Origin of the sequence: Pseudoalteromonas xiamenensis, assembly GCF_017638925.1 — a bacterium.
Taxonomy (GTDB): Bacteria; Pseudomonadota; Gammaproteobacteria; order Enterobacterales; family Alteromonadaceae; genus Pseudoalteromonas; species Pseudoalteromonas xiamenensis.
In genome coordinates this window covers 2,685,845-2,708,770 of sequence record NZ_CP072133.1, presented here as the reverse complement: position 1 = coordinate 2,708,770, position 22,926 = coordinate 2,685,845, and the positions used below count along the sequence as shown (strand labels likewise).

Here is a 22,926-nt window from a genome sequence, read left to right as displayed (position 1 = left end):
AATATACAAACTAGCCTTTCAATGCAAATAAATTATCGTTTCCGTGAGCGCCAAGCCCGTTTAAAACCGCCTACTTCAAGGTTTTAGGGGAACAATAATTTAACGGAGAAAATTCTCATTCCATCCGCCTAAATGCTTGCACTTGTCATGTTTAATTCATACTATCTGTGCAAGAATTGGCAGAATTTCATATACGATAAAGGCTTAGAAATGAATACACGGACCTTGCTGTTGTCTTGCATGCTTGCGCTACCAACACTCTCTTTTGCACAAACAGAGCTTACTGAAGCGCCAGCAACGACTGAGCAAGCAGAACAACCCCCTTCCGAATCGACGTCGATTGTTCCCAATGCCTATATCACCGATAACCTCTATATTTTTGTGCACAGCGGTGCTGGTAAAAACTATCGTATTCTAGGGTCTATCAATGCTGGAACCGCGGTTCAAGTCGTCGGCGATGAAAGAAATGGCTTTGTGAATGTCATTGATGATAAAGGCCGTGAGGGTTGGGTAGAGGCCGAATTCGTCACGACCGAAGCCGGCTTACAGATCACCAACCAAAATTTGCAAGCACAACTTGATGCGCTGAATGTAGAACTACAAGACAGTCAAAACGAAGTGCCTACACTGCAAGCAAAACTGAATTCTCTTGAATCCGAAAACGCAGAACTTAGACAAGCAGTGAAAGATGCAGAAACGCAAAAAGTGCAAATACAAAAAGAAGCAATGAACAAAAAACAAGAACAACAGCATCTATTGTTAAGTTACGGTGCGGCAATTGCTTTTTCAGGTCTTATCCTAGGCGTTCTTTTGACACTGTTTTTATCGCGCAGAAAACGTTACGACGGTTGGGCATAATTCGTATTATCAAAAAATAGGCGGTCAATACCGCCTATTTTTTTGGCATTAAGACTTGGACGCCAACATCTGGTTTGACGTGTTCTATCACCATATACGTATGATTCGTCGCAACGCCCGGAATTTCCACAATAATTCCTAGTACTTCTCGGTACTCACTCATGTCCCGCACACGAATTTTAATGAGATAATCAAATCCACCAGCAACCATGTCACATCCTGCCACTTGCGGCACCCGCAGAATATGCTGCTTGAATGTCTCGAACACAGCTTCGGTCGAACGATTTAAAGTTACTTCAACATGCGCAACTAAGTTTTGCCCCAGCCTCGTTGGGTTCAATCTCGCCGTGTAACCTTCTATGTACCCTTCCGCTTCCAACTTTTTGACCCTATCCAGACAGGGACTTGGGCTTAAGTTAACCTGTTTAGCGAGATTTACATTCGAAATCCGACCATTTTTCTGTAAGGCGTCTAAAATTGCTAAATCAATTCGATCAAGCACACGTGTTTTGATTGAAGTAGTCATACAGAATTTTATGCTGAGTTACGTGAAAATTTAGCCGTAAATTACCGTAATTAGTAAAATTAAACCAGCATATTCTGCTGAGTTTTATATAGAATGCACGGAAAATCGTCCCAATTAATTCTTTGAGGGTTTACCTATGCTATTTCATGGCGACTTAACGACGCAGTGCCCGATCCGTCAAAAGATCCGTGAGTTTTACCGCATCGATGAAGAGCAAGTTATCGATCACATTTTGCCATTGGCAGAAGTGGGTATCTCAGCTCGTACACGTGCTTGGGAACGCGCTCGCCAGATGGTTTTGAACATCCGTAGAGATCAAAAAGGTCAAGGCGGTGTTGACGCACTTTTAAATGAATACTCACTTTCTTCTGAAGAAGGTGTTGTACTGATGTGTCTTGCTGAAGCACTACTACGTGTACCAGACAAGGAAACTCAAGAAGAACTGATCCGTGACAAGCTAACTAAAGGTGATTGGTTCTCTCACTTAGGTAACAGTGACTCGCTTTTCGTAAACGCATCGGCGTGGGGCCTGCTTGTCACAGGCAAAATGGTGAACTACGCTGACCGCTCTAAAGAAGAACAATTTGGCGTTTTAAAACGTTTAATTGGCCGCGTTGGTGAACCAACAATCCGTAAATCTGTGCAAACAGCCATGAAGATCATGGGTAAGCAGTTTGTCATGGGTACAACCATCCAATCAGCGGTTGAGCGTGCAAAAGAAAAAGAAGCAAAAGGCTATGCTTATTCTTACGATATGCTAGGTGAAGGCGCGCGCACAATGGCAGACGCTGAGCGCTACTTCGACAGCTACATGAAGGCAATTCATGTCATTGGTAAAGCAGCGGCTGGTCGTGGTCCAATTAAGAGCTCTGGTATTTCCGTTAAACTTTCTGCTATCCATCCTCGTTACGAGTTTTCACACCGTGACCGCGTAATGGAAGAGCTTGTTCCGAAACTGAAAGAATTAGCACTTGCAGCTAAACAGTACGACATCGGTTTTACCGTGGATGCTGAAGAAGCAAACCGTTTAGATATTTCTTTAGACATCATTGAAGCGGTATTCTCTGATGATGCACTTGGTAACTGGAATGGGTTTGGTCTGGCAGTACAAGCGTATCAAAAACGTGCAACATTCGTGATTGACTGGCTTGAAACGCTTGCTCGCCGTGTTGGCCGTAAATTGATGGTGCGTCTAGTTAAAGGCGCGTATTGGGATACTGAAGTTAAGACGACACAAGCTGACGGCCTAGAAGACTTCCCGGTATTCACACGTAAAGCAACGACTGACGTATCGTACAAAGCGTGTGCTATCAAACTAATGAAAGCCCGCGATGTTATTTTCCCTCAATTTGCGACGCACAACGCATACTCTGCGGCGACTATTCTTGAGCTGGCTGATGGCCAATTCTCTAACTTCGAGTTCCAACGTCTTCACGGCATGGGCGAGTCATTGTATGACCAAGTGGTAACCAATGACAAAGTGCAATGTCGCGTATACGCGCCGGTCGGCCACCATGAAGATTTGCTAGCATATCTAGTTCGTCGTCTACTTGAAAACGGTGCGAACTCATCGTTCGTTAATGCAATTGTTGATGAAAACAAACCGGTTGAAGACTTACTTGTCGATCCGGTTGAAAAACTACAACGTCTGCGTAACCGCCGTAATAAACAAATCACAATGCCACTGAACGTATACGGTGAAGAACGTAATAACTCAAAAGGCATGGATTTAACAAACATCAACCTTATTACCCCGCTACGAGATCATTTATCAACGTGGGTAAAAGAAAATCTAAAAACCGTTGATGATGTGCCAGAAGGCCATGAAGCTGTGGTAAACCCTGCACGTCTGTCTGAAGTGATTGGTAGTATTCGCCACCACAGCGCTGAAGAAATGAAGCAGCTAGTGGCAAATTCAGAAGCGGCGTTCCAAACGTGGACTAAAACACCAGTTCAAGAACGTGCTGATATTCTTCGTCGCACCGCAGATGCGTTAGAGCGTCACCGCGATGAGCTAATCGCCATGTGTATTAAAGAAGCCGGTAAGGTGACTCAAGACGCGATTGACGAAGTGCGTGAAGCAGTTGACTTCTGTCGTTACTACGCCGCTCGTGCAGAAGAGTCTCTGTGCAGATGACCGTTTTGAAGCGCGTGGTGTGATGCTATGTATCAGCCCATGGAACTTCCCTCTAGCGATTTTCCTAGGTCAAGTTGCTGCCGCTATCGTTACTGGTAATACGGTTATCGCGAAGCCAGCTGAGCAAACGTCACTGATTGCCCTTCGTACCATTGACCTTATGCGCGAAGTTGGTTTACCTGAATTTATCGTACAACCGGTATTAGCTCGCGGTAGTGAAGTTGGCGAACACATTGTTCCTGACAACCGCGTACAAGCTGTTATGTTTACGGGTTCAACAGAAACGGGAACTCGTATTTCTCAAACGTTGGCAACACGCGGTGGCGAACAAGTTCCACTTATCGCTGAAACGGGTGGCCAAAACTGTATGATCGTTGACTCAACGGCACTACCTGAACAAGTTGTTGACGACGTCATTTCATCAGGCTTCCAAAGTGCTGGCCAACGCTGTTCTGCGCTTCGCGTTTTATTCGTGCAATCAGAAATCGCGGATAAAGTGATCCGAATGATCAAAGGCGCGATGCAAGAACTTCACATTGGCGATCCTGCTTTGCTTGAAACGGATGTGGGTCCAGTTATCGATGAAAAAGCACTTAACGCCCTAAATGCGCACGTTGAGTACTTAAAAGGCAATGCAACGCTTCATTACGAATGTGAATTAACGGAAGAACACAAAGCGGGCTACTTCTTCGCTCCACGCTTATATGAAATCGCCGATCTATCTGTACTGAAAAAAGAAGTCTTTGGTCCATGTGTTCACGTCATCCGCTTTAAAGCAGGTGAAATTGACAAAGTAATCGACCAAGTCAATGCGACAGGTTTTGGCTTAACCATGGGTGTGCATACGCGCATCGAAGAGCGTGCACAGTACTTAGCGAAGCAATCGCGTGCAGGTAACGTGTACATCAACCGTAACATGATCGGTGCTGTCGTTGGAGTACAACCGTTTGGTGGTCGTGGCCTTTCTGGTACGGGTCCAAAAGCAGGTGGCCCAAACTATTTGACACGCCTTGTGAAAGAAACGTCGGTTGCGGATCGCTTTGATCAGGCGGATTTCAGTAAAGCAGGTGAAGAACTTCAAGTACTTCCAGGTGCACAAGAACAAGTTAATCGCATGATGAGCAACGCGCAACGTGACGAGAAACTTTGGCGCTTCATGCCTGTTGCAAATCGTGTATCGATAATGCGTCAGTTACTCGCTAAATTAGCGACAGTTAACAGTATGGACGCGTTGGCAGATGATTTAGCAAGAACACTTCTAGATGCGCGTGAGCAACTTGTCCGTGTTGAAAAACGCTTGTCAAAAGGCGTTGTGATGCCTGGCCCAACAGGTGAATCGAACATCATGTACTACGAGCCGCGCGGTACAGTGTTGTGCTACGCAGATAAAGACACCTCATTTAACTTCTGGGTTATGTCTGTGGTTACAGCACTTGCTGCAGGTAACTCAGTGATCACCGTAGTGTCTGATCTTTTCCACGATGAAGCGGTAGCGTTTCGTGAAAAGTTAGTGGCATGTGGAGTCTCTGAAGGGATCTTGCAAGTTGCGAAGCTAAACCAGCTTCCTGCATTACTTGCACATCCAACACTTACATCCGCAGTGGTAAGCACAAATTGTGACCGTACGTCGTACATCACAGCTCAGCTTGCAGCACGTCACGGTGCGATTTTGCCAGTGATCAGTGCGCTTCACTACGACAACCTTCTGACACGTTTAGTGACAGAAAAGACCGTGAGTATCGACACCACAGCTTCAGGTGGTAACACGTCACTCATGACATTGGTTGAAGATGACGAGTAAGTCTTAGTTGAACGAAAAAGGGCATGATTTTCATGCCCTTTTTTATTTTGTGAATTGAATATTCACACCATCAGACTGAAAACTCGCCCAATCTAAAATTCATCATTTAGGATGACAATATTCATCGACAATTTGGTGATCATCCACAGATCCTTTGCTACGCTTAAATGACCGAAGTCTAGTCTGGTAATATCGTGTCAGCCTTGAAAATAATCAATGTCAATGAACTTGAGCCTGGAATGTTTGTTGCGCGAGTAACAAGACAAACAGGTCGTGTCAAAGTTAAAAACCAAGGTTGGGTTAAGACGCAAAAAGCGATTTCAGCGCTCGTCGCGGCAGGGATTGTTGAAGTTGAAATTGATCCAAGTAAAACACTTCAAACTGAGCAACCCGTTGATGCCACTCCTATTGTTGAAGCGTCCTCAACGCCCGTTATTGAAACTCCAACATTAGAAGAAAAACCTAAAGCCTGGCACAAAGTAACGAAAATAGACAAAGAGTTAGATGTCGCCGTTGAACTCTACAATGAGGCAAAACAACTTCAGCAGAAGGCATTTGATGACATCCGAGATGGGCGCAATATCGATGTCGAACCGTTCAAAGCCGCAGCAAATGGCATTATCGACTCAATCTTCCGAAATCAAGATGCCCTGTCGTGTATTGCTCGAATTCGAGAAAAAGACAGCTACTTACTCGAGCATTCACTTAACGTCTCAATATTAATCAGTATATTCGCGAAGCATTTAGGTCTTGAACGCGACATCATTGAGCAACTCGCAACCGGTGCCCTCCTTCATGACATCGGTAAGATCCAAGTACCAGATGCCATTTTGCATAAACCCGGCAAGTTAACGGATGAAGAATTTGCGATAATGCAACAACACGCCAATTACAGTCGCGATATTGTGGAAACTGCGGGCCTAGGTGAAATTGCCTCACAAATTGCAGGGTTTCACCATGAGCGACTGGATGGCACTGGCTATCCGTATCGCTTGAAAGGTGATGACCTCAGTTTGTACGTTCGAATGGCGAGTATTGTCGATGTTTATGACGCACTCACTGCTGAACGTGTCTATAAGGTTGGCATGACGCCCATCAAAGCGTTCAAGTATCTAAAAGACAACTGTCCAAATCACTTTGATGAATCGCTGGTAACGCAATTTATTCAATGTATTGGATTATATCCGGTGGGAACATTAGTTAAGTTGCGCAGTTTTAAAGTTGGAGTGATTGCTGAAAGCAATCATGAAGCGCCTTTAAAACCCGTTGTGAAAGTGTTTTACAGCGCCAAACACATGCATTATGTACCTGTGCAAGATATTGATTTGAGCTCTAAAAAGATTGATGACGAATTGGACGCCGCGATTAAACCGGAAGAGTTCAGTATCGATCTTATTCGTTTTTTTAGACAATCAATGTTGCCGTAATGCAGGCGCTTTATGCCACAGACCTTGAACATTCGGTCATTAAAAAGGCAGCGATAAGCTGCCTTTTTAATAATTTTATTGGGACTTTGGCCAGTCTTCCATCGCTTCGACAGAGAATTCGACGCCATCAAAATTGAACACGGTAAGGTCAGGTGTTATTTCAACAACACGTAGTGCGCCGATACTGTCACCTTCATAAAGCTCTCGACCATTTATTTTGATAAAACGCATAGAGGGTTCTGTCGAATAAATGTGTGTCAGATATTTAATGGGCGGGATACTTGCCTGAAATCCACTTGGCAATTTTTCGATTGGGGTAACACGAGCTGAATTATTTGAACCGGTGATGACTTCTTGGGATGGATTGTCTTTAGTTGCAGCCACGGCATCATTGAATGCCGCTTGTAACTCAGGTGAAACACCTTGAAAGTCCATTTTAGCCGTTTCTGTATTACTCGACTCCAAAGGCTTACCGACGATGCGAAATCCCTGTTTGGCTAATTCATCCAAGTCTTGTGATTCCGTTTGCTCTTCCTTCGCACGATGAGTGGGCGCAGTTAAGACTTGAGGATTGTTAACAGTGACCATGCCATTTTGCGATACTGGGACTAATTGTTGTTGATAAATGGCCTGTCCAAACTGGTCAACACCGACTTGGACTGAGACCCATTGAAAATGTTGAGCTGTAGAATTCTGCGCGGCGTCCGTAACTACCTTCTGTACAACGGGAGTCATTGCGTGTTGCGTCACCTCTTGTCCGCTTGCCGCTTCCCTGACAACAGGTTGTGGTGGTGGATTTGATTTTTCAGAAGGCGTGTTGTCCTGTTCTTTTTTGACCTGTTCTACACTTAAATTTGAACGTGTTAAATCAGCTGTTGGCTTTACCCACGTCCCCGTCGCAAAACCAGCGCCTACAGAAAGTAACGCGGCAAATAACCATAGACCTTGACGTAAACGCGTCTGGTAAAGCTCAAGACGCGCTTCCATCATCGCATTCATTGGGTTATTTGCAGCACTCCCCTGCTGTTCCATATTTTTCGTTGCTTGAGATACAAAACTCATCGCGCTTTAACTCCAATACGCGGCGGCAAAACCGACCAAAAACAAACAAGGAAAGGCAACGTAAGGTAACCAATTTATCGAAGAACTTATCGCGGATGATTGGCTCGATAACACGGCCTTTGGTAGCGCCTCTTCCGCGGCTTGTTTCACGATGGCCTTTGACACCACCATTTGATGCTGCGAAAAAGCACCTAATAAACAGCGATCAGCCAAGAGGTTGATCAAGCGAGGAATACCGGCGGTTAATTCATACATTAATTCAACGGCCGTTGGCTCGAAAAGCGCCTTATTGCAGCCTGCTTTATGTAAACGATGTTGAATATAATCAAATACCTGCACCTGAGTTAGCGGCAATAAATGGTAACGAGCAGTGATCCTTTGTGCCAGCTGACGAAGTTCCGTCCGTTGCAGCAATTGCTGCAATTCAGGCTGACCCACCAGCACGATTTGCAGTAATTTTTTGTGATCCGTTTCAAGATTCGTCAGTAATCTGAGCTGCTCAAGGACCTCTGGCGCTAAGTGTTGTGCCTCATCAATGATAAGCATTGTGTGGCCACCTGCGGCATGATTTGCGAGCAGCTTGGCTTTGATGCTATCGGTCAACTGTTTGAGCGAGGCCCCTTTTTCAACGGGTATCGTCAATTCATCACAGATACTTTCTAACAATTCATGCGCAGACAACGTCGGATTTAGGATAAACGCTACTTCCGTGTTTTCTGGAAGCGAACTTAATAATGTTCGCGTGATTGTTGTTTTACCCGTGCCAACTTCCCCAGTAAGCAGCACAAAACCACCAGCATCACCCAAACCATATTGAAGATGAGCCAGTGCTTCTTTGTGACGTTCACTTAAAAACAAATACTCAGGATTGGGCGCAATGGAGAAGGGTTTTTCCGATAAACCAAAATAACCTAAATACACTGCAATTCTCTTTCTTGTTATGATGTGCCCTATGATGGCAAAAAACCGCAATAAGTTAAAACCTTGTTTGCTAATTTTTGGAACAGACCCATGCAAGTTTATTTAGTTGGCGGAGCTGTCCGCGACGAATTGCTCGGCCGAAAGGTCACTGAGCACGATTACGTGGTGGTTGGCAGTACACCCGAACACATGCTTAAAACAGGCTTCACCCAAGTTGGTAGAGATTTTCCTGTCTTTTTGCACCCAAAAACCAAAGAAGAATACGCACTTGCACGCACCGAGCGCAAGCAAGGGCAAGGATATACCGGTTTTATCTGTGACTTTTCGCCCGATATAACGCTTGAAGAAGATCTTGGGCGGCGCGACCTCACAATCAATGCTATAGCAAAAGCAGAAGATGGCTCATTAATTGATCCCTATGGTGGTCAAGCTGACTTAAACCAGCGATTAATTCGACATGTCAGTGAGGCTTTCAGCGAAGATCCATTACGAATTCTCCGTGTCGCGAGATTTACCGCTCGCTACCGAGCTCTCGGATTCGTTATCGCAGACGATACCCGCAAACTCATCACATCGATGGTTCAAGCAGGTGAACTCAACACATTAACGATTGAACGTGTTTGGCTTGAATGTGAGAAGTCGATAAAAGATGGCGAATTTGCGACGTTTCTAGCGTTACTAAACTCGTTTGGTGCATTAGGTTATATCTGTTCGGCGATAGCATCGAAATGGAGCGACACGGTATTCGAAAAAATTGAAAAACAGCAACATTTCGCGCATCAACACCATTATGATAGCGAAGTCAGCTTCGCCGTTCTTGCACACTGGTTGTCATCGGAAGAGATTGAGGAACTTGCTGCGCATTTAAAACTGCCCAATCAGCAAACGCTGGCTCTGAATATCTACCATGAGTCTCAACTGCGATGGGATTGCACAATTACATCCTGAAGCCGTCGCGTCGGTGTTTAATACGTTTGACCTATACCGCAGGCCTGAGCGCTTTTCTTTATTAATGCAGCTGTACGATACGCTTCATATAGGACATAACTCCGTCGATACGTTAAGTAAGGCATTTGAACTAGCAAAGGGCGTCACGGCAAAGGCGTTCATCGATGCTGGACTAAAAGGGCCACAAATTAAGGAAGCTATCGATACTCGACGAGCAGAACTTGTCGCAAGAGCACTGAAAAGCGAAAGCGAATAAAAAATGGAGCCAAGTGCTCCATTTTTTGTTCCATTAGGCGGTAACGATTAAGCCCACATCAGGAAAATAAATAAACCGACACCAAGCAACAGTCGATAAACAACAAATGGGAACATTCCCATACGCTCAATGACTTTTAAGAAAAAATGAATACACGTAAACGCTGAAACGAATGACAGTACACTACCTGTTAACAACATCCCCCAATTGACCGTAGCCTCTGAAGAAATCAGTTTATACGTATAATAAGAACCGGCAGCGAGGATCACTGGGATAGACATCAAAAATGAAAAGCGCGCAGCCGCTTTGTTTGTTTAGACCAAGTAACAACCCTGTCGTCATCGTGATCCCAGAACGAGATGTACCCGGAAACAACGCGGCAATGACTTGAGAAAACCCTATCAGAAGCGCACTTTTCCAATTCAGTTGATAAATAGTTTTAGTTTGTTGGGCTTTAACATCTGCATACCAAAGTAATAAACCAAATAGGATGGTCGTTGTCGCAATCACCCACGCATTACGAGCGTAAACTTCAACAAAATCTTTGGTTAAATAGCCAATAACAACGGCAGGAATGGTTGCTAGGATAATGTACCAGCCCAAGCGACTATCGTCCGTTTGCCCTTGTTTTCCAAATGAAGCAAACCAAGCCATTAATATTTCAGCGACTTCTTTGCGAAAATAAATCAACACCGCAAGCAAACTACCCATATGCACAGCGACATCGAACGCTTCACCTTGGTCCTGCCAACCCAGTACTTGTGATGGAAGAATAAGGTGTGCAGAACTTGAAATAGGTAAAAACTCAGTAAAGCCTTGGATCAGTGCAAGGACAATAATTTCAATTAAACTCATTACGTTGGAAACTCCACTTTCCATAGTTTCTGTTGGGTCTTATCGTATTGTTGCCACATCTCAGCAAGCGTAACACCTGTTACGGGATGCACTAAATCAGGGGCGATCTCAGCCATCGGCTGAAGTACAAACGCATTCTTTTCGATTTCATGGCGTGGTAATTGTGCAGGTACATCGCACACAATATCGTCGTAGAGCAATATATCAAGGTCAAGTGTACGGGGACTGAACTTTTTATCACTTGGCTTTCGACCATGATCACGCTCGATTTGTTTCAAAAGCGCACACAATTCTTCAAGCGGTAACGACGTTTCCATCGCAAACACAGAGTTGTAAAAAGGATTACCACTAAAACCAACCGCTTCGCTTTCGTATACGTTTGAATGTAAATAGTCAGGAAAATGCTGCCTTAACGTATCCAAACCACGGCGGAAATTTGTTTCTCTATCGACATTACTGCCAATACTTATAAAGACTCTTGCCATACTGCGGATCTACCCCTAACGCGAGCGCGTAATTTCGACCCCAACGGTTGATGCTTTCGCAACCGCTTGAGGTTTGCTCACTCGAAGCGTTACCTGTGCCACTGAGAACTCGGATAAGATCATTGCCGCTAACATTTCAATTAACGTTTCAAGCAACTCGACAGTGACTTGTTGGCAAACCTGTTCAATCCGTTCACTTACTTTTGCATAATCGACGGCAAGTTGGATGTCATCCGTCTTCGCGGCTTCACGAATGTCGGTAAGCATTTCAACATCGAAGTACAAGCTTTGTTTACTTTCTTTCTCAAAGTCGTACACTCCTATTATTGTCTCAACATGTAACTGTGAGATATAAACCTTATCCATGCTTACTCCAAATTGGTTAGGGTTATGGCTTCCCGCTGTCTGTAGTTCACAGATATTCATGAACCGTTCAAGACGAACGCAGCCAAATAGGCGGAAGTGGCGATAATAGCCTAAAACCAATGATTAAAAAATAAGGAAACGTGTGTTAATCGGTGTAATGTGTCTGGTTGCCTACTTAATGGGTTCTATCTCGTCAGCTATTCTGGTTTGTCGAATATTTCGCTTGCCTGATCCTCGCTTTGCTGGCTCAAATAATCCCGGCGCGACGAACGTGTTACGTTTGGGTGGGAAGCTACCCGCTCTATTGGTGTTGGTCAGTGACGTGCTAAAAGGTACGATCCCAGTTTGGGGTGCATACTTTTTGCAAATTGAACCAATTTGGCTTGGCACTATCGCGGTATGCGCGTGCCTTGGTCACATCTACCCTGTTTTTTTTCATTTCAACGGCGGGAAAGCGGTAGCGACAGCCTTTGGTGCATTGCTACCGATTGGTTTATCGTTAGCAGGGCTGCTCGTTGCAACTTGGATTTTGATTTTGTGGATAACACGCTACTCGTCGTTAGCGGCGATTATTACCGTGGGGTTGGCTCCACTTTATACCTTCCTCATTAAACCGCTTTATACCTTGCCAGTTACGTTTTTAACGGTGCTTATCATTTTCCGTCATCGTGCAAACATCAAACGCTTATGGCAAGGTAAGGAACCCAAAGTCGGTAAAAAATCAGAGCGGGAGTAAACTATCTAAAGGCCAACGAGCCTTTGTTTTCATATCCAACTCAGCGAATTGACCCGCTTTCAAACGTTGCATACCTGCATAGGCTATCATCGCGCCGTTATCTGTGCAGAATTCAGTGCGAGGGTAATAAACTTTGCCTTTCATGCCTATCATCACTCGCTCAAGTTTTTCTCTAAGCGCTTTGTTTGCACTTACGCCACCGGCGATAACGAGACGATTGATGCCCGTTTCTTTAAGCGCTCGTTTACATTTTATCGCGAGTGTATCTATCACTGCACTTTGAAAAGCGTGGGCAATATCGGCTTTCGTTTGCGCGTCATCACCTTCACTGCGTATGGTGTTTGCCGTCGCGGTTTTTAATCCGCTAAAACTAAAATCAAGGCCTGGTCTATCGGTCATTGGTCGAGGGAATTGGAATCGTCCATCTACACCTTGCTCTGCCATTTTAGCGAGTAAAGGTCCGCCTGGATAATCTAACCCCAATAGTTTTGCAGTTTTATCAAACGCTTCACCAGCCGCGTCGTCAACGGACTCACCGAGCACTTCATATTCGCCAATGCCTGCTACTTTCACCATCATGGTGTGACCACCGGAAACCAACAGAGCAACAAATGGAAATTCAGGCGCTTCAGGTTCAAGCATCGGCGCAAGCAAATGCCCTTCCATGTGATGGACGGCAACGGCGGGGAGTCCCCAACCATATGCTAAAGAGCGGCCAATAGAAGTACCAACAAGCAGCGCGCCAACAAGTCCAGGACCTGCCGTATATGCCACTCCGTCAAGGGACTCAGGTCCACACCCTGCTTGTTCAAATGCAGCTTGGATTAAAGGCAATGTTTTACGTACGTGATCGCGCGACGCGAGCTCAGGCACAACGCCACCGTAATCGGCATGCACCTTTACTTGACTGTATAGTTGATGCGCAAGAAGTCCAAGCTCATCATCATAAATCGCAATACCCGTTTCATCACACGAGGATTCAATGCCTAAAATGCGCAACGCATTTCTCCTTACTCAACTCTATTTCTTTACTTAAACCGAAAAGCTCGATACTGGATTAATTCAGTTCTAACCCAATATTAGTTTGGCCGTCAGCAACGGCTAACGCCTTCAATTCACGAACCGATTCCGGCGTGACACGACCGTTTTGTTCAACGAAGTCGATTAGCTCACCCAACACCTCAATTTCGTATTGCATAAGAGGGTGTTCACGGACCAATTTGTTGTCAGGCTCAACACCTTCACTTTCCAATAAAAACTCGATGTAGCGCGCGACTGTCGCTTGAGAAATTTTGGCTATACTCACAAACTCTTGGTCATCTTTTGCCATCATTCCGTGCATAAATCCCAAAAGCGCCGTGGCAGTATCGATGGCTAAATAAGTTCCAAACATATCAAAATCAGTGAGTTCAGGTACAAGCGGTTCAACTTTCTCAACCTGCTTTTCTAAACTGATTTTGCTTTTTGGCAGCATTAGCTTTTCCCAGCACACATTTAATGCGCTACGCAATACCGTTTCATCGCCAAATCCAGTCGCTTCGGTAAAAAGACCGTAATTCGGCAACATACGTTCAAGGACAGCGCCAGCAAGCGCTGCCTTCTGCACATAACTCAACTCTCTAATACGCTGAAAATTATTTGCTTTATTCATATTCTTTGCGTCTCACAAGACCAGCAATAGTCAAATGCAGGTCCATTTTCTTCATGGCAAACAGGACACTGCCAATGGGTTTTTTGTTGTTGTTGATAGTTTACCAAGATTTGTTGCGCTCGGGCTAATTTTATCGCGTAGACCATAACTTGAACGCGAGTTTGTTCAAACGGGATTTCACCCAACGCGCCTTGAAGAAATTCTCCTTTTAGATGCGTTTGAATACCAGCCTGAGTCAACAGTCCACGAACAATATGCGCTTCTAGTTGGTGTTCGGCCATGTACACACATTGCCAAATAAAAGGATCGTCAACCTCTTGAGTTGTCATCCATTTCCCCCTATGTTTAACACTACCCTTTGAGTCTATACCAATTTGTGAAACTATGACGTTAACAACGCCCGCTTTACTCTTTCCTGCTATTTCTTTATTGCTTTTAGCATACACCAACCGATTTTTAGTATTGGCTCAGCTGATCCGAGAACTCAATGCCCGTGAAGGCGACTCCATTCGCCCACTTGTTGTTGCGCAAATTGAAAATTTACGTAAACGCATCAATTTAATTCGCCGAATGCAAGTGTGGGGAGTCGTTGCCTTCATTTTGTGTACACTCTCAATGTTTGCGATTTTTATTGAAATGACGCATTTGGGTATATGGCTGTTTGGAATTAGTTTATGTGGCCTGACCCTGTCTTTATTGTTATCACTCTACGAAATCCACATTTCTTGCGATGCAATTTCAATTGAACTCAGCAATATAGAGAAAAAAAAATCCGCTGAATAACTCGCTTTTCACATCACCGACTATACTAAAAAATACAAAATCCTTTTTTAGCAGGTGACTATGAGCGACTTTTTGTTTTCTGAAGAGCCGGTGACCGCCAGCATTGATGCGCCGCTCAAAGACGACAAATGGCATGTCCTGATCATTGATGATGAGCAGGACATACATCAAGTTACTAAGCTCGTACTTAGCGATTTTCGCTTTTCAGACAAACGCCTCGAATTTCATCATGCTTACTCAGCAAAAGAAGCTATCGAATTTTTTGAAAGTGGGCAATTTAGTATTGCTGTTGCGTTGGTCGATGTAGTGATGGAAACTAATCATGCTGAACTCGAACTCATCAAATACATCCGAGAATCGCTAGGCAACGCTGAAATTCGTCTCATTCTCAGAACAGGACAACCCGGCGAAGCCCCCGAAGAGGCTGTCATTCGTGATTATGATATCAACGATTACAAAAACAAAACCGAACTGACTTCCGTTAAACTAAAAACGTTACTTTACTCCGCACTACGCTCTTACCGTGACATCCTAACGATCAACAAAGCCAAAAAAGGGCTTGAACGCATCATTGAAGCATCTTCAAGCTTTTTGCAATGCAACAGCATAAATGAGTTTGCCTCGACTATTTTAGGTCATGTGACAGATATTATGGGCATTTCAGATACAGAGATTTACTGCGTGGCCGCAGTAAATAATGACGCCAATCCTCCTCAAGACTTCACCTTGCTTGCAGCATCAGGCGAAAACCGCGTAGCAACCTGTAATCACATTCCTGAACCAGTGGTCAAAAGCATTGTATCAGCTCGCGCGAAACACTCTTCAAGCTGTGACGAGAAAACCTACGTAGGTTATTTCCATACCCAAGGCGGGTTGGAAACAATGTTGTATGTAAATAAAGAGTCGCACTTGCAGGAAACTGATTATCACTTGCTTGAATTTTTCGCAAATAACATTGCAATGGCATATGACAATCTACGATTGCGCGAGAGCATTAAAGAATCTCAAAAAGAATTATCCTATATTTTGGGAGAAGCGGTTGAAAAACGTTCAAAAGAAACCGGCTCTCACGTGAAAAGGGTCGCGCATTACAGTCAACTTCTTGCGCAATTGTGCGGATTAAATGCTTACCGTTCCGAAATAATAAAACTGGCTTCGCCCCTTCATGACGTGGGTAAAATCAGCATTCCAGACCGAATATTGAATAAAGCTGACAAGCTCGACCCAGAAGAATGGGCTGTCATGCAAACTCATGCTGAAATGGGCTACCAGATATTGAAAAATTCTCAAAATGAGATTCTACGATGCGGCGCAATAATCGCAAGAGAGCATCATGAGAAATGGGATGGTTCAGGATACCCTCAAGGTCTTGCAGGAAAAGACATTAATATTGTTGGTCGAATTACTGCCCTTGCTGACGTATTTGATGCATTAGGCAGCGATAGATGCTATAAACCAGCTTGGCCTATGGAAAAAGTCATTGAATTGATTAAGGCCGAAAAAGGGAAACATTTTGATCCAAATTTAGTCGAGCTATTTGTTGCAAATTTGGATAAATTCATCGCGATAAGAGACAGTTATCCCGACTAAAAATGTAACTTTATTGTAAAAGAATTCACTTTTCTAAAAAACGCACTTGTAGTAGAATCAGAGACAATACACTACAAAGTGTAAAAAACAGGAATTAAAAGGAATTTCTTATGAGATTTGATCAACTCGAGCAGTTTTTGGCGCTTGGTAGTTTGCGTCATTTTCGCCAAGCTGCTGAGCAAACCAATATTAGTACATCTGCTTTAACTCGTAGCATTCAAACCCTCGAAGAGGAAATTGGATGTGAACTTGTAAAACGTTCAACTCGTTCAGTCAAATTAACTGAACAAGGCGAATTGTTCTTAGCGTATTGCAAAAATACCCTAACTGAACTTGAACACACCAAAAAACAAATTCATCAAAGTTTGTTTGGTCGTGATCAACAGCGTTTGGTGATTGGCTATACCAATCAAGCCAGCAAAATTGTTCCTCTTTCATGCGGCCAGTTTTTAGCTGACTTCCCGAATGTGAAGATTGAGATGCAACTTCAAGATGAGCAGGAGCTTAGTCGTAAGTTACAACTCGGTGAAATTGACATCAGCGTCTTTTTACAAAAAGCGTGTCAGATTGAAAGTGATGTGCACTTGCCTGACCAGCTTGTTATGTTTGTTGCGAAGCACCACCCGCTTGCCTCAAAAGACATCATTCGTCGTGAAGAGTTGCTTCAGTACTCTATGTTTGGCTGTTTCTCGCAGTCGAAACAAGTACAAACAATGCTAAACGAAGTCATCGATGGCTTAAATAAAGCGACTAGCGTAAAAATTGGCAACATCGAGCAAGTTATTCAAGGTTTGAAAACGAGACTCAAGTTTCGCTATCGCAAGTATTGAGCATGCCAAAATAGTGGCGCAAGATGCTGATTTGGTGATGTTGAAAACAAACAAGGCGCTAGAACAAGAGCAGTTAGTAGTACAGACAAACCACAATTTAGGTGCGTCCAACTACATTACTCATTTGTTATCTTTGATTGAAAAAACAGCTCAAGATGGACAGTATGTAAGCTAAATACTTACATACTGCAAAACGATACCAACAAAAACAAACATTCCCACGTAGTGGTTGTTTAAAAAGGCTTTAAAACACGCTTCCCTTTCTCTTTGGTGGATGAGTTTTTGTTGGTAGAGCAATAATGCGGTGGCAATACTTAGTGCCACCCAATAGCTAATCCCAAAATTCAGCGTCAAACCAACGCCAACCAAAATGGCAACAAATATGGCATTTAATGCAAAGATAATTTGCCTGTCTGCTTTGCCAAATAGAATCGCCGTGGATTTAACCCCTATTTGCAGATCATCATCTCTATCCACCATTGCATACATCGTATCGTAAGCAACTGTCCATAAACAATTTGCTGTAAACAATGCCCACGCCAAAAGCGGTGTATTTTCGTTTGAAGCCATAAACACCATTGGTATAGCAAAACTGAAGGCCGCACCCAAAACGAATTGAGGTAAGTGAGTAAATCGTTTCATGAAGGGGTAAAGCGTTGCCAATGCCAACGCACCAAAAGACAATGCAATTGTCTGCCAATTTAAAAACAACACCAATACAAATGCGCATAGAAGAAGCACCGCAAATAAGGTCAACGCTTCTCGCGAGGTCACTTTTCCACTGGCAAGAGGTCGTTGCGATGTGCGCTTTACAGCCCCATCTACACGTCTATCGGCGTAATCATTAATAACGCAACCCGCACTTCGCATAATAAAAACACCAGCTGTGAACACAAACAATAATAACCAAGGTGGAAAACCTTCATTCGCGATCCACAATGCCCACATCGTTGGCCAAAGCAGCAGGAATGTCCCTATCGGTTTATCGGTACGCATAAGCTGTTGATAATAAGGCCAGTGCTGACGTTTTAATGAAAAGGTCATGTTTTCTTTGGTTCCAATAAAAAGGCTTCACACACTAACATACTAAACTCACCTTGTGTAAAAACACTACGTCGAGCACTTTTAGTCTCATGTTTGAGGTTTAGTTTATCGAGCAATTCGTATAAAGGTTCATCGATGAGCGTTATTTCAACTTCACCTCTAGTCCACTTTGGTGTTTGAAATAACACTTCACCAAGAGGGGTTGTACCTAGCTTGGTCATAGCTTGCAAAGATTCTGGTATCCAACTTTGAGCGTAGACAACGGGTTGATTATCACACCAAAGCAACACTTCTCGGCACCACATTTGTATTTCGTCGTCAGGGAAAAGGCGAGATAATTCATCAGGTACAGGTTGACGAGATTCACTGAGCACTTCAACAAAAAATTCTTCACAGGTTGCTTTCAGCCGCGCAGTTAATGAACCTTCTTCGAGCAACCAAGATTGAAGGTAACGAGAAATCATGCGAAGTTCAGGCGTATCAAAGGAACCTGAATACCACTTACAAGGTAATGAGATTGGAAAAGAAAGCAAATCAATTCACTTGAAATGTAAAACACTCACGCATCATATCATCCTCACAGCCCATCCAAAAGCCTACTCGGAAAATCACAAGACACCTGTCTTTTAAGATTAAATGCGTATACACTTACTGCATAAATGTACTAGTTAGTAGGAATATCAAGTCATTATGAAGCATCTGCTAGCCCTTTTATTTTCATTGGTGCTGTTTTTACCAACCGCAAAAGCGGACTCAAACGTTGGTTATTTTGGTTTTGAACCAGACATCATCACCAATTACATTGGGCAAAACAGTAAAAAGCTTGGGTACGTGCGCGTAACGGTCGACCTGATGCTGAAAGATGTTTCGAGTATTCCGGTTGTCGAACACCACACCCCATTATTGCGTGACGCAATTGTTCAGATTTTAAGTAAAGAACCAGAAGAATCAATTAAGTCACTCACAGGACGAGAAGAAATTCGCAAGCGTTGTGCGGAAAAATTAAAAGCGCTTCTCAAAGAAGAAACGGGTGATGAGATTATTCGCGAAGTGTTGTTTACTAAGTACTTGTACCACTAGGCTTTCCCCAACCCCAGCCTAGTAGGCCACCAACGATAAGGCCAAATAAGTGTGCCCAATTGGCCATGCTGACATAGAGTATGTCTGCAAACCCGACGAGCATCCATACTAACATTAATCCAATCATAGCCTTAGGAAGTAGCATCGGACCGTGAGGATAACGGCTATGATTCAGCCACAAAAACCCACACAGCGCATACACCACCCCACTCATCCCACCAAAATTTGCATCAACTATCAGATATTGCATCCAATTGCTGGCTAATGCACTACAGGCAAAAAGAGTAATTAAGGTTAGCTGACTAAATTGCTTTGCAATTTTATCGCCCAAATAAATCCACCACATTAAGTTAAACACAAGATGCAGAACATCAAAATGCAGAAACACAGGCGAAAACCAATGAAATACATTACTTTTTTCAAATTGAAAGGTGTGAAAGGTAGCTTCTGGAGCAACAAGATGTAGGCTGAAAAACGTCACGAAACATATCAAAGCCGTCAAGAATACAAACGGATCTAACGCTTTTGCTCGAGACATTAAATTGAGTGAACTGCTGGGGTAAGTAAACAGCGGTGACGTTTGGTTAAGTGCCCACGCCGCGTCTTGAAACTGCTGAGCGTGTGGATCTCGAATAAACTGCTGCCAAATCGGAAGTGCTTTTTCTAGATGCGTGTCTTGCACCCAAAGCTCAGCCGTTTGACCATCAAGCACGCGGATCGTGACGTCGATATGTTGAGTTTTTAGGTAGTCAACCACCCCTTGTAGTAAGCGAGGGCGGTTGTATTCACCTAGCCGAACTAGCGTTCCACGCAATCAGCACACTCCGATGCCCATTGTGTAAATCCGCCATCCATACTGAACACGTTTTCAAACCCCTGCTCAGACAGATAGTTAGCCGCGCCTTGCGAGCTGATACCGTGGTAGCACACAACCACAATCGCATCATCAAACTCTTTATCCTGCATAAACTGCGCGAGGTTTGCGTTAGATAGGTTCTCTGCACCTGGGATACGACCGCTTGCAAAGGAGTCCGCATCACGAATATCCGCGATGACTAATTCGCCAGAATCTAAACGATTGCGCACTTCAGCAACAGAAATGTGTTTAAAAGACATATATCCTCAATTTAACTCATTGATTGTGCTTCGTGATTTTGAATGGTAAGAAACCCAATTCATTGAATTTTAAAAGCACTGTAACACGGCGTGAAAAGGTAGTTTGCACCACCTTTAATAACGTGGTTAGTCCCAGTTTAAGATGACTTTACCTGATTGGCCAGAAATCATCGTGTCGAAGCCTTCTTGGAAATCATCGATATGGAAACGATGTGTGATAATCGGGTCCAGATTTAAACCAGACTGGATCAAGCTTGCCATTTTGTACCACGTTTCAAACATTTCACGACCGTAGATACCTTTAATGACAAGACCTTTAAAGATCACTTGGTTCCAATCAATTGCCATGTCTGATGGCGGAATACCCAACATTGCGATTTTACCACCGTGATTCATGCTGTTAAGCATTGCATTGAATGCACTTGGAACGCCTGACATTTCAAGACCAATATCGAACCCTTCGGTCATGCCAAGGTCTTTCATGACGTCTTTAAGGTTCTCTTTCGCCACATTGACTGCGCGCGTCGCGCCCATTTGCTTAGCAAGGCTTAAACGGTATTCATTCACATCCGTAATGACGACATGACGAGCACCCACATGCTTAGCCACCGCCGCTGCCATAATCCCGATTGGACCCGCACCAGTGATAAGCACATCTTCACCAACTAAATCAAAAGACAACGCCGTATGCACAGCGTTACCAAATGGGTCAAAAATTGACGCTAAATCATCGGAAATGTTGTCTGGAATTTTAAAGGCGTTATAAGCTGGAATAACAAGGTATTCAGCGAATGAACCTTCGCGATTTACCCCTACCCCAATTGTATTACGACATAAATGCACTCGACCCGCACGGCAGTTGCGGCAATATCCACACGTGATGTGACCTTCACCAGATACACGGTCACCCACTTTAAAACCGCGAACTTCTTGACCCATGTCCACGACTTCACCGACGTATTCATGGCCGACAACCATTGGGGTAGGAATCGTCTTTTGCGCCCAATCATCCCACTTGTAAATATGTACGTCCGTACCGCAAATCGCTGTCTTACGGATTTTGATTAATAGATCATTGTGGCCTACTTCCGGCTTAGGCGCATCGGTCATCCAAATCCCTGGTTCCGCTTTCAATTTAGACAATGCTTTCATGATTTTACTCTTTAAAAAAATGGTGGGATTGCCCACCATTAAGTTTAGATAACGCCTAACTCTTTACCAATACGCGTGAATGCTTCAATCGCTATATCCAATTGCGCTTTGGTATGAGCTGCAGAAATTTGTGTACGAATACGAGCTTGACCCTTCGGGACGACAGGGAATGAGAAACCTGTTACATAGATGCCTTCTGCGAGCAACTTTTCAGCCATGTTTGCAGCAACTTTAGCGTCACCCAACATGACAGGGATGATTGCGTGATCTTTACCTGCGCAAGTAAAGCCAGCCGCTTCCATCTTGGTACGGAAATACGTCGCGTTATCCCAAAGAGTATCGCGAAGCGCCTTACCTTGTTCCATCATGTCGATGACTTTAATCGATGCTGTTACAATCGATGGAGCAAGTGAGTTAGAGAATAAATATGGACGTGAGCGCTGACGTAACCACTCAACAATTTCTTTACGACCTGATGTATAACCACCAGATGCACCACCGAGCGCTTTACCTAACGTACCAGTGATAATATCTACACGACCCAAAACACCGCAATATTCTGGTGTACCACGACCGTTTTCACCTACAAACCCAACCGCGTGTGAATCATCCACCATCACTAATGCATCGTATTTGTCCGCAAGATCACAAACCGCTTGCAAGTTACAGATCACGCCATCCATAGAGAAAACGCCATCCGTCGCGATAAGCTTCACTTTTGCACCAGCTTCGTTTGCTGCAATAAGTTGCTGCTCTAGGTCAGCCATATCATTGTTTGAATAACGGAAGCGTTTTGCTTTACAAAGACGGACACCATCAATGATTGAAGCATGGTTTAACGCATCACTAATGATAGCGTCATCTGGACCTAAGATCGTTTCGAACAAACCTGCGTTGGCATCAAAACAAGAAGAGTACAGAATGGTGTCTTCCGTTTGTAAAAAATGGCTGATTTTTGATTCAAGTGTTTTGTGGATATCTTGCGTACCACAGATAAAGCGTACTGAAGCTACACCAAAACCATGATCGTTGAGCCCTTGTTGAGCAGCTGCAATAAGCTCAGGATTATTAGCAAGACCTAAGTAGTTGTTGGCACAAAAGTTAATTACTTTTTCGCCTGTCGATACTTCGATTTCTGCCTGTTGTGAAGACGTAATAATACGCTCGTTTTTGTACAGACCTTCCGCTTTCACTTCTTCAAGTTGCTGCTGAATTTGGCTATAAAATGCCGCTGCTCGCATGTGTTCTCTCCATATTTTGCACGGCTAATCTTGTCATCATACAAGATTAGAAATTATGGTT

At 43.9% G+C, this 22,926-nt stretch carries 21 protein-coding genes and 4 pseudogenes; 10 read left to right on the top strand and 15 right to left on the bottom strand.

Annotated elements, in window-relative coordinates; translation table 11 throughout:
* Positions 1–210: 210 nt before the first annotated feature.
* A complete protein-coding gene (locus J5O05_RS13020) occupies positions 211–858 on the top strand; it encodes a TIGR04211 family SH3 domain-containing protein (RefSeq protein ID WP_208842396.1) in 648 nt (215 codons plus the stop codon).
* Between the two features lie 34 nt (positions 859–892).
* Here the strand turns inward: J5O05_RS13020 and J5O05_RS13015 are convergent, their stop codons facing one another.
* Positions 893–1,384 (bottom strand): winged helix-turn-helix transcriptional regulator, encoded by a 492-nt coding sequence (locus J5O05_RS13015; protein WP_208842395.1) that lies wholly within the window; start codon positions 1,382–1,384, stop codon positions 893–895.
* A gap of 136 nt (positions 1,385–1,520) precedes the next feature.
* Between J5O05_RS13015 and putA the strand changes: the two are divergent.
* Positions 1,521–5,322, top strand: a pseudogene (putA, locus tag J5O05_RS13010) (bifunctional proline dehydrogenase/L-glutamate gamma-semialdehyde dehydrogenase PutA).
* Positions 5,323–5,525: 203 nt separating this feature from the next.
* Positions 5,526–6,749, top strand: a complete 1,224-nt coding sequence (locus J5O05_RS13005; RefSeq protein WP_208844528.1) for an HD-GYP domain-containing protein — start codon at positions 5,526–5,528, stop codon at positions 6,747–6,749.
* Between the two features lie 75 nt (positions 6,750–6,824).
* Here the strand turns inward: J5O05_RS13005 and J5O05_RS13000 are convergent, their stop codons facing one another.
* Positions 6,825–7,811 carry a general secretion pathway protein GspB gene (locus tag J5O05_RS13000; RefSeq protein WP_208842394.1) on the bottom strand — a complete coding sequence of 329 codons (987 nt, stop codon included), beginning with the start codon at positions 7,809–7,811 and terminating at the stop codon, positions 6,825–6,827.
* 6 nt (positions 7,812–7,817) lie between these two features.
* Positions 7,818–8,732, bottom strand: coding sequence for an ExeA family protein (locus J5O05_RS12995; RefSeq protein ID WP_208842393.1), 915 nt, complete (start codon positions 8,730–8,732; stop codon positions 7,818–7,820).
* Between the two features lie 90 nt (positions 8,733–8,822).
* Here J5O05_RS12995 and J5O05_RS12990 point away from each other — a divergent pair.
* Together J5O05_RS12990 and J5O05_RS12985 are read left to right on the top strand one after the other, a co-directional pair.
* Positions 8,823–9,387, top strand: a pseudogene (locus J5O05_RS12990) (tRNA nucleotidyltransferase); the annotation flags it as partial.
* 252 nt (positions 9,388–9,639) lie between these two features.
* A complete protein-coding gene (locus J5O05_RS12985) occupies positions 9,640–9,936 on the top strand; it encodes a hypothetical protein (RefSeq protein WP_208842391.1) in 297 nt (98 codons plus the stop codon).
* Between the two features lie 47 nt (positions 9,937–9,983).
* Here the strand turns inward: J5O05_RS12985 and J5O05_RS12980 are convergent.
* The 3 genes and pseudogenes from J5O05_RS12980 to folB form a co-directional block, all read right to left on the bottom strand.
* Positions 9,984–10,791: pseudogene (locus J5O05_RS12980) on the bottom strand (undecaprenyl-diphosphate phosphatase).
* Positions 10,791–11,276 carry a 2-amino-4-hydroxy-6-hydroxymethyldihydropteridine diphosphokinase gene (gene folK / locus J5O05_RS12975; protein ID WP_208842390.1) on the bottom strand — a complete coding sequence of 162 codons (486 nt, stop codon included), beginning with the start codon at positions 11,274–11,276 and terminating at the stop codon, positions 10,791–10,793. The pseudogene J5O05_RS12980 and the gene folK overlap by 1 nt, the downstream one beginning before the upstream one ends.
* 15 nt (positions 11,277–11,291) lie before the next feature.
* Positions 11,292–11,642 carry a dihydroneopterin aldolase gene (gene folB, locus J5O05_RS12970; protein ID WP_208842389.1) on the bottom strand — a complete coding sequence of 117 codons (351 nt, stop codon included), beginning with the start codon at positions 11,640–11,642 and terminating at the stop codon, positions 11,292–11,294.
* Positions 11,643–11,799: 157 nt separating this feature from the next.
* Between folB and plsY the strand changes: the two genes are divergently transcribed.
* Positions 11,800–12,378, top strand: a complete 579-nt coding sequence (gene plsY, locus J5O05_RS12965) for a glycerol-3-phosphate 1-O-acyltransferase PlsY (RefSeq protein WP_377101788.1) — start codon at positions 11,800–11,802, stop codon at positions 12,376–12,378.
* Here the strand turns inward: plsY and tsaD are convergent.
* Genes tsaD through J5O05_RS12950 form a run of 3 tightly spaced genes read right to left on the bottom strand, consistent with a single transcriptional unit; the run spans position 12,364 to position 14,358 of the window.
* Positions 12,364–13,377, bottom strand: coding sequence for a tRNA (adenosine(37)-N6)-threonylcarbamoyltransferase complex transferase subunit TsaD (tsaD, locus tag J5O05_RS12960; RefSeq protein ID WP_208842387.1), 1,014 nt, complete (start codon positions 13,375–13,377; stop codon positions 12,364–12,366). The two genes, plsY and tsaD, sit on opposite strands and share 15 nt — an antisense overlap.
* A gap of 58 nt (positions 13,378–13,435) precedes the next feature.
* On the bottom strand, positions 13,436–14,029 hold the full coding sequence (locus J5O05_RS12955) for a YjaG family protein (RefSeq protein ID WP_208842386.1): 594 nt from the start codon (positions 14,027–14,029) through the stop codon (positions 13,436–13,438).
* Entirely contained in the window at positions 14,026–14,358 is a 333-nt protein-coding gene (locus J5O05_RS12950) for a putative signal transducing protein (RefSeq protein WP_208842385.1), read from the bottom strand. Before J5O05_RS12950 ends, J5O05_RS12955 begins: the two co-directional genes overlap by 4 nt.
* A 55-nt stretch (positions 14,359–14,413) precedes the next feature.
* Here J5O05_RS12950 and J5O05_RS12945 point away from each other — a divergent pair, with 55 nt between their 5' ends.
* From J5O05_RS12945 to J5O05_RS12935, 3 genes and pseudogenes are all read left to right on the top strand, one after another.
* The gene (locus J5O05_RS12945; RefSeq protein WP_208842384.1) at positions 14,414–14,812 is read left to right on the top strand and encodes a DUF2721 domain-containing protein; all 399 of its coding nucleotides are present in this window, start codon (positions 14,414–14,416) and stop codon (positions 14,810–14,812) included.
* Between the two features lie 60 nt (positions 14,813–14,872).
* Complete coding sequence (locus J5O05_RS12940) at positions 14,873–16,402, top strand: response regulator (RefSeq protein ID WP_208842383.1); 1,530 nt, start codon at positions 14,873–14,875, stop codon at positions 16,400–16,402.
* Between the two features lie 110 nt (positions 16,403–16,512).
* Positions 16,513–17,407 (top strand): annotated as a pseudogene (locus J5O05_RS12935) (LysR family transcriptional regulator).
* Here the strand turns inward: J5O05_RS12935 and ubiA are convergent.
* The gene (ubiA, locus tag J5O05_RS12930) at positions 17,404–18,276 is read right to left on the bottom strand and encodes a 4-hydroxybenzoate octaprenyltransferase (protein WP_208842382.1); all 873 of its coding nucleotides are present in this window, start codon (positions 18,274–18,276) and stop codon (positions 17,404–17,406) included. The pseudogene J5O05_RS12935 and the gene ubiA sit on opposite strands and share 4 nt — an antisense overlap.
* On the bottom strand, positions 18,273–18,809 hold the full coding sequence (locus J5O05_RS12925; RefSeq protein WP_208842381.1) for a chorismate--pyruvate lyase family protein: 537 nt from the start codon (positions 18,807–18,809) through the stop codon (positions 18,273–18,275). Before J5O05_RS12925 ends, ubiA begins: the two co-directional genes overlap by 4 nt.
* Positions 18,810–18,966: 157 nt before the next feature.
* Between J5O05_RS12925 and J5O05_RS12920 the strand changes: the two genes are divergently transcribed.
* The gene (locus J5O05_RS12920; RefSeq protein ID WP_208842380.1) at positions 18,967–19,356 is read left to right on the top strand and encodes a flagellar basal body-associated protein FliL; all 390 of its coding nucleotides are present in this window, start codon (positions 18,967–18,969) and stop codon (positions 19,354–19,356) included.
* Here the strand turns inward: J5O05_RS12920 and J5O05_RS12915 are convergent.
* The 4 genes from J5O05_RS12915 to J5O05_RS12900 all read right to left on the bottom strand — a co-directional run bounded on the left by J5O05_RS12915 (position 19,337) and on the right by J5O05_RS12900 (position 22,865).
* Positions 19,337–20,170 carry a rhomboid family intramembrane serine protease gene (locus J5O05_RS12915; RefSeq protein WP_208842379.1) on the bottom strand — a complete coding sequence of 278 codons (834 nt, stop codon included), beginning with the start codon at positions 20,168–20,170 and terminating at the stop codon, positions 19,337–19,339. The genes J5O05_RS12920 and J5O05_RS12915 overlap by 20 nt on opposite strands.
* Entirely contained in the window at positions 20,155–20,472 is a 318-nt protein-coding gene (gene glpE / locus J5O05_RS12910; protein ID WP_208842378.1) for a thiosulfate sulfurtransferase GlpE, read from the bottom strand. The genes J5O05_RS12915 and glpE overlap by 16 nt, the downstream gene beginning before the upstream one ends.
* 126 nt (positions 20,473–20,598) lie before the next feature.
* Positions 20,599–21,624, bottom strand: a complete 1,026-nt coding sequence (gene tdh / locus J5O05_RS12905; protein WP_208842377.1) for an L-threonine 3-dehydrogenase — start codon at positions 21,622–21,624, stop codon at positions 20,599–20,601.
* A 44-nt stretch (positions 21,625–21,668) separates the two neighbouring features.
* Positions 21,669–22,865 (bottom strand): glycine C-acetyltransferase, encoded by a 1,197-nt coding sequence (locus J5O05_RS12900; RefSeq protein WP_208842376.1) that lies wholly within the window; start codon positions 22,863–22,865, stop codon positions 21,669–21,671.
* Between the last annotated feature and the right edge of the window lie 61 nt (positions 22,866–22,926).